At 65.3% G+C, this 17639-nt stretch carries 17 protein-coding genes and 1 riboswitch; of the genes, 8 read left to right on the forward strand and 9 right to left on the reverse strand.

The window, feature by feature from the left end:
- Nucleotides 1–4 precede the first annotated feature (4 nt).
- The 6 genes from HMP06_RS13960 to HMP06_RS13985 all read right to left on the reverse strand — a co-directional run bounded on the left by HMP06_RS13960 (nt 5) and on the right by HMP06_RS13985 (nt 5558).
- Nucleotides 5–382, reverse strand: a complete 378-nt coding sequence (locus tag HMP06_RS13960) for a YdbL family protein (protein WP_176497622.1) — start codon at nt 380–382, stop codon at nt 5–7.
- The gene (locus HMP06_RS13965) at nt 382–630 is read right to left on the reverse strand and encodes a YnbE family lipoprotein (protein ID WP_232089696.1); all 249 of its coding nucleotides are present in this window, start codon (nt 628–630) and stop codon (nt 382–384) included. Before HMP06_RS13965 ends, HMP06_RS13960 begins: the two co-directional genes overlap by 1 nt.
- A complete protein-coding gene (locus tag HMP06_RS13970) occupies nt 627–3809 on the reverse strand; it encodes a YdbH domain-containing protein (protein WP_232089697.1) in 3183 nt (1060 codons plus the stop codon). Before HMP06_RS13970 ends, HMP06_RS13965 begins: the two co-directional genes overlap by 4 nt.
- A gap of 98 nt (nt 3810–3907) precedes the next feature.
- A complete protein-coding gene (yghU, locus tag HMP06_RS13975) occupies nt 3908–4786 on the reverse strand; it encodes a glutathione-dependent disulfide-bond oxidoreductase (protein WP_176497624.1) in 879 nt (292 codons plus the stop codon).
- A 77-nt stretch (nt 4787–4863) separates the two neighbouring features.
- Nucleotides 4864–5274, reverse strand: a complete 411-nt coding sequence (locus HMP06_RS13980; RefSeq protein ID WP_176497625.1) for a hypothetical protein — start codon at nt 5272–5274, stop codon at nt 4864–4866.
- Nucleotides 5275–5324: 50 nt separating this feature from the next.
- Complete coding sequence (locus tag HMP06_RS13985) at nt 5325–5558, reverse strand: hypothetical protein (protein WP_176497626.1); 234 nt, start codon at nt 5556–5558, stop codon at nt 5325–5327.
- A gap of 94 nt (nt 5559–5652) precedes the next feature.
- Between HMP06_RS13985 and HMP06_RS13990 the strand changes: the two genes are divergently transcribed.
- Nucleotides 5653–7476: an ABCB family ABC transporter ATP-binding protein/permease gene (locus HMP06_RS13990; RefSeq protein ID WP_176497627.1), complete on the forward strand. Its 1824-nt coding sequence runs from the start codon at nt 5653–5655 to the stop codon at nt 7474–7476.
- A gap of 457 nt (nt 7477–7933) precedes the next feature.
- Here the strand turns inward: HMP06_RS13990 and HMP06_RS13995 are convergent, their stop codons facing one another.
- On the reverse strand, nt 7934–9286 hold the full coding sequence (locus tag HMP06_RS13995) for an IS1380 family transposase (RefSeq protein ID WP_176495742.1): 1353 nt from the start codon (nt 9284–9286) through the stop codon (nt 7934–7936).
- A gap of 291 nt (nt 9287–9577) precedes the next feature.
- Entirely contained in the window at nt 9578–9850 is a 273-nt protein-coding gene (locus HMP06_RS14000) for a GNAT family N-acetyltransferase (RefSeq protein ID WP_176497628.1), read from the reverse strand.
- 44 nt (nt 9851–9894) lie between these two features.
- Here HMP06_RS14000 and recQ point away from each other — a divergent pair, with 44 nt between their 5' ends.
- The 7 genes from recQ to HMP06_RS14035 all read left to right on the forward strand — a co-directional run bounded on the left by recQ (nt 9895) and on the right by HMP06_RS14035 (nt 16098).
- Nucleotides 9895–11655, forward strand: coding sequence for a DNA helicase RecQ (gene recQ, locus HMP06_RS14005; RefSeq protein WP_176497629.1), 1761 nt, complete (start codon nt 9895–9897; stop codon nt 11653–11655).
- 243 nt (nt 11656–11898) lie between these two features.
- Nucleotides 11899–12345 carry a TIGR01244 family sulfur transferase gene (locus HMP06_RS14010; RefSeq protein WP_176497630.1) on the forward strand — a complete coding sequence of 149 codons (447 nt, stop codon included), beginning with the start codon at nt 11899–11901 and terminating at the stop codon, nt 12343–12345.
- Complete coding sequence (locus HMP06_RS14015) at nt 12342–12755, forward strand: hypothetical protein (RefSeq protein ID WP_176497631.1); 414 nt, start codon at nt 12342–12344, stop codon at nt 12753–12755. Before HMP06_RS14010 ends, HMP06_RS14015 begins: the two co-directional genes overlap by 4 nt.
- A 50-nt stretch (nt 12756–12805) precedes the next feature.
- Nucleotides 12806–13792, forward strand: a complete 987-nt coding sequence (locus HMP06_RS14020) for a sterol desaturase family protein (RefSeq protein WP_176497632.1) — start codon at nt 12806–12808, stop codon at nt 13790–13792.
- Nucleotides 13726–15312, forward strand: a complete 1587-nt coding sequence (locus tag HMP06_RS14025) for a GMC family oxidoreductase (RefSeq protein ID WP_176497633.1) — start codon at nt 13726–13728, stop codon at nt 15310–15312. Before HMP06_RS14020 ends, HMP06_RS14025 begins: the two co-directional genes overlap by 67 nt.
- The gene (locus HMP06_RS14030) at nt 15309–15494 is read left to right on the forward strand and encodes a hypothetical protein (protein WP_176497634.1); all 186 of its coding nucleotides are present in this window, start codon (nt 15309–15311) and stop codon (nt 15492–15494) included. Before HMP06_RS14025 ends, HMP06_RS14030 begins: the two co-directional genes overlap by 4 nt.
- Before the next feature lie 27 nt (nt 15495–15521).
- Nucleotides 15522–15602: riboswitch (ZMP/ZTP riboswitch) on the forward strand.
- A gap of 16 nt (nt 15603–15618) precedes the next feature.
- Nucleotides 15619–16098, forward strand: a complete 480-nt coding sequence (locus tag HMP06_RS14035; protein ID WP_176497635.1) for a protein tyrosine phosphatase family protein — start codon at nt 15619–15621, stop codon at nt 16096–16098.
- Between the two features lie 113 nt (nt 16099–16211).
- On the opposite strand, the gene HMP06_RS14040 is transcribed toward HMP06_RS14035, so the two are convergent.
- Nucleotides 16212–17639, reverse strand: a complete 1428-nt coding sequence (locus tag HMP06_RS14040) for an ammonium transporter (RefSeq protein ID WP_176497636.1) — start codon at nt 17637–17639, stop codon at nt 16212–16214.

Genomic DNA, 17639 nt, shown 5'->3' on the forward strand with positions numbered 1-17639 from the left:
CCCCTCAAATGCAGCTTGCGATCCGTTCCGGCGGTGCGCTGGTCCGCGTCTTCCACGTCCCGTCGGGTGCCTTGTATTTCTCCCCCGGCACGGTCCGCGCAATCAGGTTGCAGCCGCTGGTGACGGCGAACTGATCGACCGTAGACCCGGATTGCGCGCTTTGCTGGGTGTAAGCGGCCTTGCGCTGAATGTTGATGTTGTTGATCATCGCGCGCAATTCCGCGGTCCCTGTGCCGACGACGCCGAGATAGCCGTCGGGCTGCTCGCCGATCTGCCCTGCGGTGCGCGCCGCCTGATAGGCCGGGTCGCGCTGCGCCAGCGCCGCAGTCGATGCGCCGAGCAGCGCGAGCGCGGCGATTAAGATCTTGAACATGCGTGTCATCAGAAAATCCCTGGTTGAGCTTGAATCAAACTCTTCGCCTGGCCGTCGAGCCGATAGACCACTTCCTGTGAGACCTTGATGTTGAGGTTGATGACGATCGGCTTGTCGGGTGCCGACACGGTGACGCACGCGCCCGTCATGCCCAGCGTTGCCAATACGGCCAGCTTCGTCAGTCTTTTCATCACGGTCTTGGTCGGTCGATCCGTCGCCCCCGTCAATGCACTTTGCATCGATGCACTTTGCGTCATGGCAGCTTTCTGCTTTCGGATGGCTGAATGGAGACGGGCGGCGTGAGCGGAGGCGCTGGCGGCGGCACAGGCGATGCCGGAGCGCGTTTGTTCTGCTCCTCAAGTAGCGTCGGCAGGTTGCGTTCGATCAGTCGTTTCGGATCATAGAAGCTCTGCGCCGAATCGATCAATTGGCGGAATGGTGCCTCAATCCGCAAGTTGAACACGATCGGCAATTTCTGTAGCCGGTCGAACAGGAGATTGCGCTTCGCCCCCGCGCCTTGCGCGATGCCCGCAAAGCGCACTTCGGTGATGATCTCGCCCGCCAGCGGCCCGTTCATCACCACGTCGAGGTCGCGATAGCGCAGCGATTTCAGCGCCTGAAACGCGAAATTGCCCCAGAAACCGACGTCCTCCTGCGTCACCTCGCCGACATAGGCGATCGTCCCACCGCCGGGTCGCACCACCAGATGTCCGCCATCGACTCGGCCACCCGTGGCATCGAACACCATCGGCAGTGTCCCGTCGAACACGCCGGTTGCGTCGAGGTTCTTGAAGTCGAATTGCTGGAGGAACTGCGCTGCCTCGACGCCTGTGACGCGGAAAGTCATGCGGCGCTCCCGCGCCTCGCCGAAATCGAGCACGGTCGGCTCCAACGTCAGTGTGCCGCCCGCAAACGGCCAGCGCCCTTCCTCCACCGCGATGCGGGTGTTCGGCAGCAGATGGTAGCGCACCGTCCCGTCCGTGACCGGAACGCCCGGGTTGATCGTCTTGATCGTGAGCGTCTGCCCCGGCGCGGTTTCGAGCGCGAGCAGATCGGTGAAGCGGATCTCCCCCGCGATCCCGGTTGCCGGGCCGAAGCCAGCCGCAAGATCGGTGCCGGGCGTGCGGAACACGCCGTCGCTGGTCACCCCTTGCGGAGTCCAGCGAATATGGCCTGCGCCATTCACCGACCCGGCGACCTGTGCGATGACGCCGAACGTCAGCCGCGTTAGCTGGTCGGGCTGGAAGCGCTCATCGAAGGTAATGCCGGGCACGGTCAGGTCGGCGTGGCCGGTGCCTGCGCCAAGGTCATGCGCGATCGTCACGTCGGCGACCTTCACCGCGTGGGTCGGCTCGAACAGCGTGCCGGTCGCGGCGATGCGATTATTCACCAACGTCAGGGTCACGGCACGCGCGGCCAGCGGATTGAAGCGCGGCGCGGTCGCGGAGTCGGCCACCGTCAGCGCACCGTCGAGCGCGAGCCTGCCTGCCGCGAAGCGCCACGCGCCATCGGCTTCGGACAGCAACAGCGGCACGTTTCCGATCTGCCCACTTGCACTCGCAAAACGCCCTGACAGTCCGTCGCTGCCGAAGCTGCCGCCGAGCGTCGCCACATCGAGCCGCGTAAGCCGCTCGGTGGTGCCAAGCTGGACGTGTACTCCAGTTACGGCGAATTGGCGGTCGCCCAGCCGCCACTCGGCGCGCCTCGTGACGAGCTCGACCGGCGCACTGCCGAGCGTGCCGCCGAGTCGCACCGGGCCGATCCTTCCACCGCCGCGCATCGTGCCGCGATCCAGCCGGACGAGACCGCCATCTATCGGGCACAGCGTTACCGCCGATCGCCGCAGATCCAAACCGGCTGTCTGCAGGCGCTCGAACGCCAGCGGCGCACAGGCGGCATTGACCACCAATTGGGTTTTGCCATCCCAGCTTGCCGCGATCGGCATGCTCAGTGCGTCGATCCGGCCATCGCCCAGCGCACCCGACAGGGCGACGCGAGTCTTGATCCGTGTGGCGCCACTGGGGCTCGCGCTGAAATCGATCGGCGCCAGCGTGAGCCGCGAGCTTCCCGCAACGTAGGGCGCGACCATCGCGCGCCCGATCAGCGCCGCGCCCGGTGTCGCCTGCGTTAGCTGAACGCGCGCATCGGGCAGCCCGCCGCCGGCGATCTGCGCCGCGCTGTCGATCCATACCGCCCCATCTGGCCAGCGAAAGCGGATACCGCGACCGCCCGAGATCATCGCGCGCGCGCCGGACGAGGACGCGAGCGCGAGGCGCGACACGCTCACCTCACCGCGCGCACCCGCGATGATGGTCGAAAGCTGGGCATCCAGATCGACCGACCGGGCAGCGGCCTGCGTTGCGGCGACGATCTTCGCGGCAAGCGGTGCGATCGGTGTTCCCGCCCCGATCGAGCGGTACGGAGCGAGTCCGACAAGCACGCGCTGCGGCACGACGACGCGGCGCGCGCGCGCGGTCCCGTCGAAGGCGAGCCCGCTTGCATAGCGATATTTGCCGGTCAGCGCGGTGCTGATGCCGCTGGTGCCCGCCGCCGCAAACGCACCCGATTGCAGGTCGACCGTGCCCGACACATCCTGTGTCGATCCGACAAAGGTGACCGGCCCGGCGATGCCGCGCGCACGCGCGACGGCGCTGTCGACCGCCGCGATCGCGAGCCGCGCGGAGCCCTTCCAATGGTCCAGCCCGGTGTTCAGCGCGACCGACATATCGGCACGAGCATTGGCGACCTTCACGCCCTCACAGGTCGCCTGCGCCAGCGACAGCGGGCCGACCAGGCTCGGGCGCGCCTGCACGATCCGAACGGTCAGCGCGGCGGCGGCGGACTGGATTTGGCACCCGCCAAGATCCAGTCGTGCCGCGCGTGCGTTGAGGATACCCGCAAACCCGTCGTCGAGCCGCCCGGCACCTTTCACTTGCACCGCTATGGGGCCGTACGGCGTCGCCAGTGCGACCCGCGCGTCGCCGATCTCCGCATGCACCGCGGGCATGGCGAAGGGCTTGTCCGACGACGCGGGAAGCAAGCGATCGATCGCGCCGAACGACACCTTCCCATCGGCCAGCCGCGCGCGGAGCTCCACCTTGCCGACGCGGATTGCGGTGACCGACGCGCCTGAAACCCACAGGCTGGTATCGACTTCGACCCAATCGGCGAGCAGGTCGGGCCGGGCCGGATCACCGATCCTGACGTTGGTCAGCCGCTGCGTACGCAGCCCGATTTGCGCGATCTCATAGCGGGCCGCCACGCCGCGGGCGCGAAGTGCTTGATCGACAAAATGCGTCGCCAGCGGTTTGCGCAGCAGCACCAGCGCGCCGACCATGGCGAAAATCACCAGCGCCACGAAGCCGAGGACCCAGCGCCAACGCGCACGGCGCCGCGGTTCGCCCGCTTCCGCCGCTGCCGCCTCGCCGTCCGTCACGCACGCTCCCGTCATCCTGGTCGATGCCGACCATGCCCGTATTTGTCGGCATCAACCAGAGACGCGCAAGATCGTTGCGTGGCGGGCGTCTTTTGGCGTCAGGCGTCGGTGGGTGGCGGGGCGAGCTTGTCCTGCGTCTTGGTGTCGAAATCGCTCGCATCGTGGCGTTCGTGGAGCTGGCTGGCGGGATCGCCCATCACCCGGTTGACCATCCGCCCGCGCTGCACTGCCGGGCGCGCGCCGATCGCGTCGGTCCAGCGCGAGACGTTTGTATAGTCCTGTACCTGGAGAAATTCGCCCGCGTCATAGACCAGGCCCTTCACCAGCGCGCCGTACCACGGCCAAATCGCCATGTCGGCGATCGAATAGGCGTCGCCGCCGACATATTCGCTCTCGCCCAAGCGCCGGTCGAGCACGTCGAGCTGGCGCTTCACTTCCATCGCGAAGCGGTCGATCGCATATTCGATCTTCACCGGCGCATAAGCGTAGAAATGCCCGAACCCGCCGCCCAGCATCGGGCCAGCGCCCATCTGCCAGAACAGCCACGACAGCACTTCGGCGCGCTTGGCCGGATCGGTCGGCACGAACGCGCCGAACTTCTCGGCGAGGTACAGCAGGATCGAACCCGATTCGAACACGCGCACCGGTGACGCGCCGCTATGATCGACCAGCGCGGGAATCTTCGAATTAGGGTTGGCCGCGACGAAGCCACTGCCGAACTGGTCGCCCTCCATGATCTTGATCAGCCAGGCGTCATATTCCGCGCCCACATGTCCGGCGGCGAGCAATTCCTCGAGCATCACCGTGACCTTCACGCCATTGGGCGTGGCCAGCGAATAGAGCTGCAGCGGATGCTTGCCGACCGGCAGATCCTTGTCATGCGTCGCTCCGGCAATGGGTCGGTTGATGTTGGCGAAGCGGCCACCATTATCCTTGTTCCAGCTCCAGACTGTGGGGGGGGTATAGGAATCGGTCATCCAGGCTCTCCGGTGTGGCGCGTCTGGCGCGGAGATGGCGAGCCCGTCGGATACGCGCAAGGGCCGCAGATCGCCGACTAACCTAGCAACGGCTCGCCGGGATAGGGCTTGCGGTGGAGGCGCTGTGCCAGCCAGCCGCCGATCAGCGGCAGCACGACAGCGCCGATCTGCATCGACAGCGGATGCGGCAGGACAAACTGATTCATCAGCCCCGCCGCGAGAAAGACCGTTGCAACGATCCAGCCGCCGGGCCGCCAATCAGCGATCCGCAAGGCTAACCACGCTCCGGCAAGCGGTGCGATCAGCCAACCACCGGCGATGATCATTTTCGCCGCAATCGGCATTCCGGCGATGTAATCAGCCAACATGCCCGGATCGGCAGAATTGACGTTGTCGATCGGGAACAGCCAACTGCCGATCCAATCACTGGTCGCCACTAGCAAAAATGCGACTGCGATACCGACAACCACGGCAACAAACTTTTTCATGACGTTCCCCCGCTCGGGGGCAGTCTAGCACGATGCTACGACGGAGAAAATCAACCGCGCGGGCGCGCCACGGTGTGGGCCTGCGCCATGCGCGTGCCGGTCGCCCGGCACGATGCGGCCACGACCGGATAATCGATGTCGCTGTTGCGCGCGAGGGCGGCGGGCATCGCTTGATGGCACGCCCGTATCGACTGGTACTGCGCAGGCTCGAGTCGGGTCTGTTGACACGCGGTGTTGCCGTCACCGCACCCCATGATCGCCATAACGTAGAAAAGCGGTTCCATACCCTCGTCCCTTCGCGTGTAAAAACGATGGGCCGAGGCGGTTGTTCCACGAAGCGCTTTCAGGGGCGCTTGACTGTGCCTACATGGGGGCCAGATGCCACCCGATACCGCCACCACCTCGACCGCGCCCGAACGGCCCATGCTGCCGACGCTCAAGCGCTTCCTGCCCTATCTGTGGCCGGCCGACGCGCCGATCCTTCGCCTGCGGATCGTGGGGGCGATGACGCTGGTCGTGCTGTCGAAGGTCACGCAAGTCTATGCGAGCGCCTATACGCTGAAATGGGCGGTCGACCGGATGGCGCAAGGGCAGCGCGGTGCGGTGTGGATCGTGATCGCCTTGGTACTCGGTTATGCCGGCGCGCGCTTTTCGACGACCCTGTTCGATAATTTGCGGAATGCCGTATTCGAGCGCGTCGGGCAGGACGCGACGCGGCGGCTGGCGGCGAGCGTGTTCCGGCACCTCCACCAACTCTCGCTGCGCTTCCATCTCGAACGCCGCACCGGCGCGGTGACCAAAGTGGTCGAACGTGGGACCAAGAGCATCGATACGATGCTCTATTTCATGCTCTTCAACATCGCGCCGACGGTGCTGGAATTAGGGCTGGTGCTCAATATCTTCCGCTCCAGTTTCGGCTGGGGCCTGGTTGCGGCGACGGTCGCGATGGTCGTGGTCTATATCTGGTTCACGCGGATGGTGACCGATTGGCGCGCGGCCTTGCGCACGCGGATGAACGATCTGGATACCGGTGCTGTCAGCCATGCGGTCGATTCGCTGCTCAATTTCGAAACGGTCAAATATTTCGGCGCGGAGGAGCGCGAGGGGAAGCGCTACGACGCGGCGATGCTGGCGTACGCCAATGCCGCGGTTACCTCCGAAAACTCGCTGGCATGGCTCAACGTCGGGCAAGCGCTGATCACCAATCTGATGCTCGGCGGCGGGATGGCGTTCGTGGCGTATGGGTGGGGCCGGGGTGACTTCTCGGCGGGTGACGTGGTGTTCGTCTCGACGCTGTTGTCGCAATTGTTCCGCCCGCTCGATTTGCTCGGCATGGTCTATCGCACGATCCGGCAGGGCGTGATCGACATGGGGGCGATGTTCGATTTGATCGATACGCCGTCGGAAGTGGTTGATGTGCCTGGCGCTGCCGCACTCACCGTGCCGAACGGGCATGTGCGCTTCGAAAACGTGCGTTTCGGTTATGACCCCGGCATGCCGATCCTGAAGGGAATCGACCTCGACATCCCGGCGGGCAAGACGCTCGCCGTGGTCGGGCCATCGGGCGCGGGCAAGTCGACACTCGCGCGGCTGCTGTACCGCTTCTACGATCTGACCGGCGGGCGTATTACCGTCGATGGGCAGGACATTTCGCAGGTGACGCAAGCGAGTTTGCGCGCCGCGATCGGCATCGTGCCGCAGGATACGGTGCTGTTCAACGACACGATCGGCTACAACATCGCTTATGGTCGCGAGGGCGCGGGGCGTGCGGAGATCGAGAACGCCGCGCGCGGGGCCGCGATCGCTGGGTTCATCGAACGCCAACCGCAAGGATACGAGACGCGCGTCGGCGAACGCGGGTTGAAGCTGTCGGGCGGCGAGAAGCAGCGCGTCGCGATTGCGCGGACGCTGCTCAAGAACCCGCCGGTGCTGATCCTCGACGAGGCGACCAGCGCGCTCGACAGCCGGACCGAGGGCGAGATCCTCGACACGCTGCAAGCGATCGAGCGCGGTCGCACCACGATCGTCATCGCGCATCGCTTGTCGACGGTGGTCCATGCCGATGAGATCGTCGTGCTCGAGGCGGGGCAAGTGGTCGAGCGCGGCAGCCACGCCGCGCTGCTGCGCAAGAATGGCCTCTATGCCGAGATGTGGAACCGTCAGGCGCAGGAGCGGGCGGAAGAGGCCGTGGCGGCGGAGTGAGGTTAGCGTTGAGCGCCAAGGCTTAAAGCGCCCAGTTGCCGACATTCAGCGCGTGTGGAATACCAAGCTATGCAGGTCAGCCTCCACGAAGGTCCGACACTCGTCGGGACAGCCACAATTGAACACCTAGACCCGCCTATGGGTGTCGCGTTCGGCCCATTTGAGCCATCGGAGCACTACAGTCTCGATAGGCACGCAAATGTAATCGAAGGTGAATTTGTCGAGGATCGAGGAAGGGTCTTAACCGCCAGTGCAGATCGATATGGAGTTCTGAGAACCTGCACCGTTGCTTTAGCCTGATCTATTCACCGGCAGCGTTTCTCAGCCGATGGGTCAGCGCAGGCGTCGTGTAGCCGCAGGCAGGGCGCATGGGTCCCAAGCGCCTGTCTCATCGCGGGTTCACAGTTTGGGGCGGAGTTGATGGGCGGGGTTCGTTTGGCGGCCACTGCCGCATCGATCATGGTCCCGTGGTGCGCAAGTTGAGCGCGATGGATCGGAACAGCGCGGCATCGGGACAGGCGCTTGCGAAGGCGATGCGGATGCGGCTGGTGGTTTCGACGACGCGCGCGGCGACCTTGAGCAGCCGCAGGCGGATGGTCGCGAACTCGGCGGTGCGGAGCGTGGCGGTTGCGGGCATAGCGTGCCGCACGGCCCACATCAGCCAGTAGGCGGCGGTGTGAAGGATGAGCCGCATCTGATTGGCGTTGGCCGAGCAGCAGGAGGTTCGGTCGCTCTTCAGCTGCGTTTTATGCAGCTTGATCAAGTTTTCCGCCTGGCCGCGGGCGCAGTAAAGCGTGTCATAGATCCGTTCAGCGCTGCCCTCGGCAAGCGAGGTGACAACGAGGCGGATGTCGAGGCCGAGGCTGCTCGCCTCGATGCGAGCAACGACGCGACGTTCGGTATTCCCCCAGGTTTTCGCAGCGTAGCGCGTCTCTGCGTAACGCCTTAGTTCGACCAGTCCCTGCAATGCCCGGTCGGTCGCGCAGGCATCGCCTTCCCGAACGATGACGGGATCGGCGTGGAGCGTGCGGTTGCCGGGCAGCCCGAAGATGTAGTCGATTCCGTTCGCCTCGCACCAGGCCATCGGCTCTGGCCGACCGTAATGACCATCGCCGCGCAGCGTGATCCGGGTATCGGGCCAGTGGCGACGGATACGTCGCACGAGCCGGCGAACATGGCCGGCGACTTCCTTGCCCGACGGCGTTTTGCCGGTGCGCAGCAGCATCGCAACCGGCCGCCCGGTAGCGGTGTCGTAGACATGGATCGGCAGGAAGCAGCGCTCGCCGTAGTGGCCGTTCCAGAAAGAGAGCTGCTGCGCGCCGTGTACGACGTCGACGGTATCATCGATGTCGAGCGTCACCGCCGCAGGTGGCACGGGGTAGCTCGCGCAATAAAGGTCGACCAGCGTACCGGTCAGACGGATCAACTCGCGCGTAGTCGGCGCGTTTTCCCACCGGCTCATCGTCGGCTGGCTGGCCAGCCCGAACGGATCACCCGGCAGTTTGCCGAGCGCCAGCTTGAACCCTGGATCATGCCGCAGGGCGTCGAGATCATTGGCGTCTTCATACCCACACGAGATCGCGAGCATGCGGGCGCGCAAGATGTCGGCGACCCGGTGGATCACCCGACCCTGATCGCGCGGATCAGCGATGCAGGCGGCGAGCCGATCCGCGATCCCCAACCGCCGCTCGGCCTGTGCGAGCAGTAGCACGCCGCCGTCCGACGTCAGCCGACCGCCGTCGAACGCGGCGGTGATTTTTCGACCACGAATGGCTGGGAAGGTGAAGGAGAACCCACTATCGTCGGCCATGGCGGTCGTGGCACTTTCTGTCTGGAGCAGAGGGATGGCGTAAGCACCCTTTCTCTACTCCAAACCAAAGACTTAGACCACGATCGCCACCACCGATTATCGCTCCCGATGAATAATCCGGGTTAGGGGATTGGTCTAATCCTCCCTACATAGAACTCACCTTGTTCTTCAGCGACGGCAATGACTTTGCCGAGGTGTTCTCCACTCACGCGGATTACATAGCCTACTACCCTCATCTCGGAAACAGCAGCTAACCATCAATCCCTGCCGTCGCCGATACGAGGCTCGAACCTATTTCAGCAATCCCCGATACTCCGGATGCTTCTCGATGAACGCCGCCACGAACGGGCATTGCGGGATCACCTTCAACCCACGGTCGCGTGCCGAATCGAGCGCGGCGCGGATCAGTTTTGAGGCGACGCCGCGACCCTCCAGTGCCTTCGGGACGATCGTGTGGGTGAAGACGATCGTGTCGCCTTCCATTTGATACGCCGCAACGGCGCGGTGGCGACCCATGGCGAGTTCGAATTCGGCCTCGGCCCTGTTGTCGGTTACGCGTTCCATCGGCCGCGCTTGCATCCGGCAGGCCGCTTCGCGCAAGAGGGCGCGTGATCGATCCGCTTCCCATATTGCAATCCACCTTCGGCTTTCCCGGCTTTCGCGGGGTGCAGCAACAGGTCGTCGATCGGGTGTTGGCTGCCGAGAACACGCTCGCCGTCATGCCGACCGGCGCGGGCAAGTCGCTCTGCTACCAATTGCCCGCCGTATTGCTGCCGGGCACGTGCGTCGTGGTCTCGCCGCTGATCGCGCTGATGCATGATCAGTTGCGTGCCGCGACCGCGATCGGGATCAGCGCGGCCACGCTGACCTCGGTCGATACCGACCAGATGGAGACGATCGCGCGCTTCCGGCGGGGCGAACTCGATTTGCTCTACGTCGCGCCCGAACGCGCTTCGAGCCATAGTTTCCGAGACCTGTTGGGGCAAGCGCCACTCGCCTTGTTCGCGATCGACGAAGCGCATTGCGTGTCCGAATGGGGGCATGATTTCCGCCCCGATTACCGGCTGCTGCGCCCGTTGCTCGATGCGTTCCCGGGCGTCCCGCGCCTCGCGCTGACCGCGACTGCCGATGCCGTCACACGTGCCGACATTCTCGACCAGCTCGGCATTCCGCACGAGGGGATGATCGTCGCCGGGTTCGACCGGCCCAATATCCAGTACCGTATCAGCCCCAAGGACAACGCCACGCGCCAGATTGCCGATCTGATCGCGGAGACGCCCGGCGCCGGCATTGTCTATGTTCAGAGCCGCGCGGGCACCGAGAAGATGGCCGAGGCGCTCGCCAAAACCGGACGCCCGACGCGCGCCTATCATGCCGGGCTCGACCCGTCGGTCCGCGCGCGTAACCAGGCCGATTTCGTGGCGAGCGAAGACATGGTGATGTGCGCGACGGTCGCCTTCGGCATGGGGATCGACAAGCCCGACGTGCGTTTCGTCGCCCATGCCGGGCTACCCAAATCGATCGAGGCCTATTATCAGGAAACCGGCCGCGCGGGCCGCGACGGCGATCCGGCGGTGGCGCATCTGTTCTGGGGTGCCGAGGATTTCGCGCGCGCGCGGCAACGCATCGGCGAGGTCGAACCCGCACGCCAGCCGGGCGAGCGGCAGCGGCTCCAGGCGCTCGGCGCGCTGGCCGAGACGGCGGGGTGCCGTCGGCGAATCCTGCTCAAGCATTTCGGCGACGATTCGCCCGAGAACTGCGGCAATTGCGACAATTGCCTCAACCCGCCGGCCAGCGTGGATGCGACGGAGGTGGCGAGGAAATTCCTCTCCGCCGTCTTTCGCACAGGCCAAAGCTTTGGTGCGGGCTATATCGAACAGGTCCTGATGGGCCAGTCGAGCGAGCGCAGCTTGATGAACGGGCATGAGGCGCTCGGGGTGTTTGGGATCGCCTCGTCGCCCGAAGAGGCGGCGTTGATCAAGCCCGTGGGTCGGGCGTTGCTGCTGCGCGATGCGCTGCGCGCGAACGATTTCGGCGGTCTGGAATTCGGCCCCGGTGCGCGCGGCATTTTGAAGGAGGGCGAGCGCGTCGACCTGATCGTCCCGCCCAAACGCGCGCGCCGTCGGCGGGGGGAAGCCGTTTCGAACCCGACCGGCGATCCGCTGTTCGAGGCGCTGCGCACCAAGCGCCGCGAGCTTGCGCTGGAGGCAAGCGTGCCGCCCTATGTGATCTTCCACGATTCGGTGCTGCGCGAAATGGCGACGCTACGGCCGTCTTCGCTCGCGGCGATAGGGCGAATCACCGGCGTCGGTGCGCGCAAGCTGGAGGCCTATGGTGAGGCGTTTCTGGCGGTGGTGCGGCGGCACTGAGCGTTTTTAGAAGAAGAAGGGTTCACGCGAAGGCGCGAAGAGAAGGAAGGGCGCGAAGTAAAGATCAGCACATCTGCGCGAAGCGCCTTTGGATTCCGATCGTGATCGAACTGGCGTCGCCATGATGTGAATCGCGCTTCGCGCCCTTCCTTCTCTTCGCGCCTTCGCGTGAACCCCTTTCTTCAGGCTTCGCCCGGAACCGCACGCTTGCGGCCCTAACCCACCGCAGCGTAAGACCCGCACATGACCATCCTCCGCACCATCGACGCGACCATTTCGGTTGCCCCGCAGATCGACCCTGACGACATGGCGGAGATCGCCGCGTCGGGCTTTACCGCGATCGTCAACAATCGCCCCGATGGCGAGGACTTCGGGCAGCCGAGCGGGGACGACATCGCCGCTGCCGCGCACGCCGCGGGGCTGAGCTACACCGCGATTCCGATCACCCATACCGGCTTCTCGCACCCGCAAATCGATGCGATGGCGGCCGTACTCGCCGAAGCAAAAGGGCCGGTGCTCGCCTATTGCCGCTCGGGCACGCGCTCGTGCAACCTCTGGGCGCTGGCGGCGGTCAAGGCGGGGGCGCATCCCGATGCCGCGATGGCGAAGGCGGCGGCGGCGGGGTATGACCTCACCGGCTTGCGGCCTTTGCTCGACGCCCTATCTACGCCAGCGTCTCCTGGGGCATGAACTGGCTCGTTCTCGGCTATAGTCTGGCGGGCGTGCTGGGCCTTGCGCTGGTGGCGCGCTGGCTGCGGCTGGGCGAAAGCCGGATCGTGAGCGAGGCGCAGGCGCGCGAGACGGCCGAGCAGATGCTGGCGGGCTTCGTTGCGCACGGCGCGCTGCTTGGCACTGACGGCAATGCCGCCCTGGTGGCGGGAAACGGCGCAGTTGCGATCCTCAAGCGCCACGGTGCCAAAATCGCGGCGCGGCGGCTGATCGCGCCGCTCGGGTTGACCCAGGCGATCGAGGGGGTGCGAGTCGAGACCGGCGAGCGTTCGTTCGGCGGGGTCTTGCTCTTTGGCGTCGTGGCGGACGAGGTGCGCGCGCTGGAGGCGTCGGTCGGGCGCGCGTCAAACGTGGTCGTCACGCTCCATTGATCGCTGCGCCCATTGACATTGGGGCACTGACAGTCGTGTAAGTAGCGGCGATGGTTTTGCCCGACCCCGTCCAATATGCCGTGCCCGGCTTCATCCTGCTCGTGCTGGCGGAGATGGTCGTCGCGCGGATGCGCGACCGGAGCCGTTATGAGCCGCGCGATACGTTGACCTCGCTGATGCTCGGGTTGGGAAGCACGGTGGCGGGCGCGCTGTCGGGGGCGGCGGTGTTCGCGCTGGCGATGTGGGTGTGGCAGTTCCGCGCGTTCGACATCGGTTACCAATGGTATTGGTTCGTCATCGCCTTCGTGATCGACGATCTGGCCTATTACGTCTTCCACCGTTCGGCGCACCGCGTGCGGTGGTTCTGGGCGAGCCATGTCATCCACCATTCGAGCCAGCATTATAACCTGTCGACCGCGCTGCGGCAGACCTGGACCGGCTTTTTCAGCATCGGTTTCCTGTTCCGCTTGCCGCTGTTCCTGATCGGCTTTCCCCCGGCCCTGGTGTTCTTCGTCGCGGGGATCAATCTGATCTACCAATTCTGGATCCACACCGAAGTGATCGATCGGATGCCGCGCTGGTTCGAGGCGGTGATGAACACGCCGTCGCACCACCGCGCGCATCACGCGACCAATCCGCGCTATCTCGACAGCAATTATGCCGGCGTGTTCATCGTGTGGGACAAGATGTTCGGCACCTTCGTGCCCGAGCGCGACGATGATCGCCCGCGCTATGGGATCGTCAAGAATCTCGGCAGCTTCAACGTGCTGTGGGCGGCGTTCCACGAATGGATCGGCATCGCGCAGGATGTGTGGCGCGCGCCGGGGCTTCGTGCCAAGCTGGGCTATATGGTGATGCCGCCGGGGTGGAGCCACGATGGCAGCCGCGATACGTCGGAGACGATCAAGGCGCGCTGGCGTGCGACGGATAACTATCGACCGGCAACCGCCGGCGGGTCTGGAGAGACTGAATGGAAGAAGCCGATATCGTTGTCGTCGGGGGTGGATCCGGCGGGGCGGCCGCTGCCGGACGCCTGAGCGACGGGGGACGGTTCTCCGTCGCCTTGCTGGAAGCCGGGGGCCGCAACACTGGCTTGCGCACCCGCATCCCGGCGTTCCTCGCGTTTCAGACCGACAAGACCAACTGGAATTACGAGACCGTGCCCCAGCCGGGTCTGAATGGCCGCCGCGGGCATCAGCCGCGCGGCAAGGGGCTGGGCGGGTCGAGCGCGATCAACGCGATGGTCTATATCCGCGGCAATAAATGGGATTACGACAATTGGGCGGCGCTCGGCTGCCCCGGCTGGTCGTATGACGATGTGTTGCCGTGGTTCAAACGCGCCGAGCATAATGTCCGCGGGGCCGACGACTTTCACGGCGCCGACGGGCCGTTGTGGGTGAGCGAGCAGCGCTTCGCCAATCCCGGCAGCATGGATTTCATCGAGGCGGGGGCTAGCCTGCAAATCCCGCGTAACGACGATTTCAACGGCGCGCGGCAGGAAGGCGTCGGCCTGTACCAGGTCACGCAAAAGGGCGGGGAGCGCTGGACTTCCGCACGCGCCTTCTTGGGCGACAAGCCGAGCAATCCCAACCTCCACATCCTGACCGGCGTGACCGCCGAGCGCGTGCTGTTCGAAGATGGCCGCGCCTGGGGCGTCGCGTACCTGCAGGATGGGCAATCCAAGGTGATCCGCGCGCGGCGTGGCGTCATTCTGGCAGGCGGCGTGTTCGGCACCGCGCAATTGCTGCAGCTCTCCGGCATCGGCCCGGCGGCGCATCTGCAGGAACATGGCATCGCCGTGCGCGTCGACCGGCCGGCGGTCGGCGAAAACCTGCAGGATCATATCGATTATGTCGCGGCGTTCGAAACGCCGGGAAAAAGCTTTGTCGGCAATTCGCTAAAGGGCACGCTGGCGATGGGCGGCGCGCTGATCAGTTGGCTGCGCAAGCGCGAGGGGATGATGACGACGCCGTTTGCCGAAGCGGGCGGCTTCCTGACCGTCACGCCGGACGCGCCCGCGCCCGATGTGCAATTGCATTTCGTGATCGCAGCACTGGAGGATCATGGCCGGACCAAAGTGCCGGGGCATGGTTTCTCGTGCCACGTCTGCGTGCTGCGGCCGGAAAGTACCGGGACGGTTCGGCTCGCCTCGGGCGATGCGCGGGCGGCGCCGGTGATCGACCCGGCCTTCTTCAGCGATTCGCGCGACATGGAGGTGATGAAGGCGGGGGTGCGCGCGATGTATCGCATTCTCGAACAGCCGCCGCTCAGCAATCATCAGGGGCGCGACCGCTATCCAATCGACCTCAGCGATGACGATGCGCTCGAACGCTTGATCCGGGCGCGCGCCGATACGGTCTATCACCCGGTCGGTACGGCGCGGATGGGGTCGGACGATGCGGCGGTGTGCGATCCGCGACTGCGCGTGCGCGGGGTGGAGGGGCTGTACGTCGCCGATGCCTCGGTCATGCCCAAGCTCGTCTCGGGTAACACCAATGCGCCCTCGATCATGATCGGCGAGCGCTGCGCCGATTTTGTGACGGCGGATCTGGGGTGAGTGCCCAAAACCCCAAGGAGAAGACCGACTGGCGGCGGATCGGGCTGATCGCCGCGGTCACGCTGGTGCCGGGCGGTTTTCTCCTCGGGGCGGCGTTGGCGGTGCGGCGGATGCGGGCGGATACGGAGCGGGCGGATACGGGTTGGGGGGAGGCCGAGATCCCGCCCGAAGGCAAAGCCTAGCGGCACCCGGCGGGTTCGGATATCCTGCACCAGTCGCGTGACTGGCGAAGCAGGTGGGGCACCACCGTGGAGCGCGACCTCGGAAAGCCGCTCGCCTGGGCATCCTCTGACTGACGGAGCCCGTATGGCCGACCCTATCCATATCCCTAACTGGCAGCGCCTCGACGCGCAGATTACGACCTCGGGGCAACCGAGCGAGGTCGAACTCGCCGAGCTTGCGGCGATGGGCGTGCGGCATGTCATCAATCTCGGACCCCACACGCACGAACGGGCTTTGCCAGATGAAGCGTTCAGCGTTGCCGCCGCAGGGATGACCTACACCCACATTCCGGTTGCTTTCGATGCGCCGAGCGATGCTGATTTCGAGCGCTTTTGCACGGCGCTGGCCACGCTGGGCGCGGCTCGCGTCCATGTCCACTGCATCCTCAACTTGCGCGTGTCGGCATTCTTCTATCGCTACCGGCGCGATGTGCTGGGCTGGGCCGATGCGACGGCACGCACGCCGATGGAGGCGCTGTGGCAACCCGGCGGCGTGTGGGCGGCGTTTGTGGGGGATAGCAACAGCATAGCGCTGCCGCACCGTCCGCCGCGTGAGCAGCGCTGACCCCACGCAGACATAAAAAAGGGCCGGTGCGTCGCCGCACCGGCCTAAGGGTGTCCGCAGGAGGAACCTGGTTTGGGTGACGCCGCTCCCCCGAACGGCGCCCCCCAATCTCGTCAATAATTGTAGGCGCGCTCGCCGTGTTCGGTGATGTCGAGCCCTTCGTGCTCGACTTCTTGCGAGGGGCGCAGGCCGATCGTGTATTTCAGCGCGAGGAACAGCACCGCCGAAACAAGGCCCGACCAGGCCAGCGTGATGCCGACCGCCCACATCTGGGTGAGGATCTGCGCGCCCATATCGTACACGCCGGCCTTGGCCACGGGTGCGGTATAGTCGATCCAGCCCTGTCCGCCGAAATCCGGGTTGGCGACGACCGCGGTGCCGATCGCGCCGATGATCCCGCCGACGCAATGGATCCCGAACACGTCGAGGCTGTCATCATATTTCAGCGCATTCTTCACCTTGGTGACGAAGAAGAAGCAGCCGATCGATGCGACCGCGCCGAGCAGGATCGCGGTGCCGGGGTGGGCGAAGCCGGCCGCCGGGGTGATCGCAACCAGACCGGCGACCACGCCGGAGACAGCGCCGAGCAGCGATGGCTTCTTATGCACGATCTGCTCGATGATCGCCCAGGTCACACCGGCCGCGGCGGTCGCAGTGAGGGTGTTGATGAAGGCGAGTGCGCCGAAAGCGTTGGCTTCCAGGCCCGAGCCGGCGTTGAAGCCGAACCAGCCGACCCACAGCAGGCTGGCGCCGATCATCGTCATCACCAGGCTGTGCGGCGGCATCGGCTCGGTCTTGTAGCCGAGCCGCGGCCCGATCACGAGGCAGCCGACCAAACCGGCAATGCCTGCATTGATGTGCACCACGGTGCCGCCGGCGAAATCGAGCGCGCCCCAGCCCCACAGCAACCCGCTATCGTTCGGTGCCGCCGCCAGGAAGTCTGGGCCGGCCCAATACCACACCATGTGCGCGATCGGGAAGTAAGCGAGCGTCAGCCAGGCGACCACGAAGATGATCAGCGGCGTGAATTTGATGCGCTCGGCGAACGCACCGACGATCAGCGCTGGTGTGATGCAGGCGAACGTCATCTGGAAGATGATGAAGACATATTCCGGCAGATAGACGCTGTTCGAAAAGGTCGCCGCGAAGGTCGAGGGGCTGACGCCCGCAAGGAACATCTTGTCGAGCCCGCCGACCAGTTTCGGGAACGGAGTGCCGGTGGAGGTGAAGGCCATTGAATAGCCCCAAGCGAACCACACCAGCGCCGCGACGCAAACGATCGTCAGCACCTGCATCAGCACCGACAGCATGTTCTTGGTGCGCACCAGACCGCCGTAGAACAGCGCGAGGCCGGGCACCGACATCATCAGCACTAGCGCCGAGGAGATCAACATCCAGGACACGTCGCCCTTGTTGACCATTTCGGCGGTTGGCACGAACGGCGCGGCTGCTGCTGGGGCCTGTGCCCAGGCCGGAAGGGCTGCGAACAGCGTCGCCCCGGCAAAGCCCGCGGCCAGCCCGAATTTGGTCGATTGCTTCAT

The sequence above is a fragment of the Sphingomonas sp. HMP6 genome (assembly GCF_013374095.1).
Lineage (GTDB): Bacteria > Pseudomonadota > Alphaproteobacteria > Sphingomonadales > Sphingomonadaceae > Sphingomonas.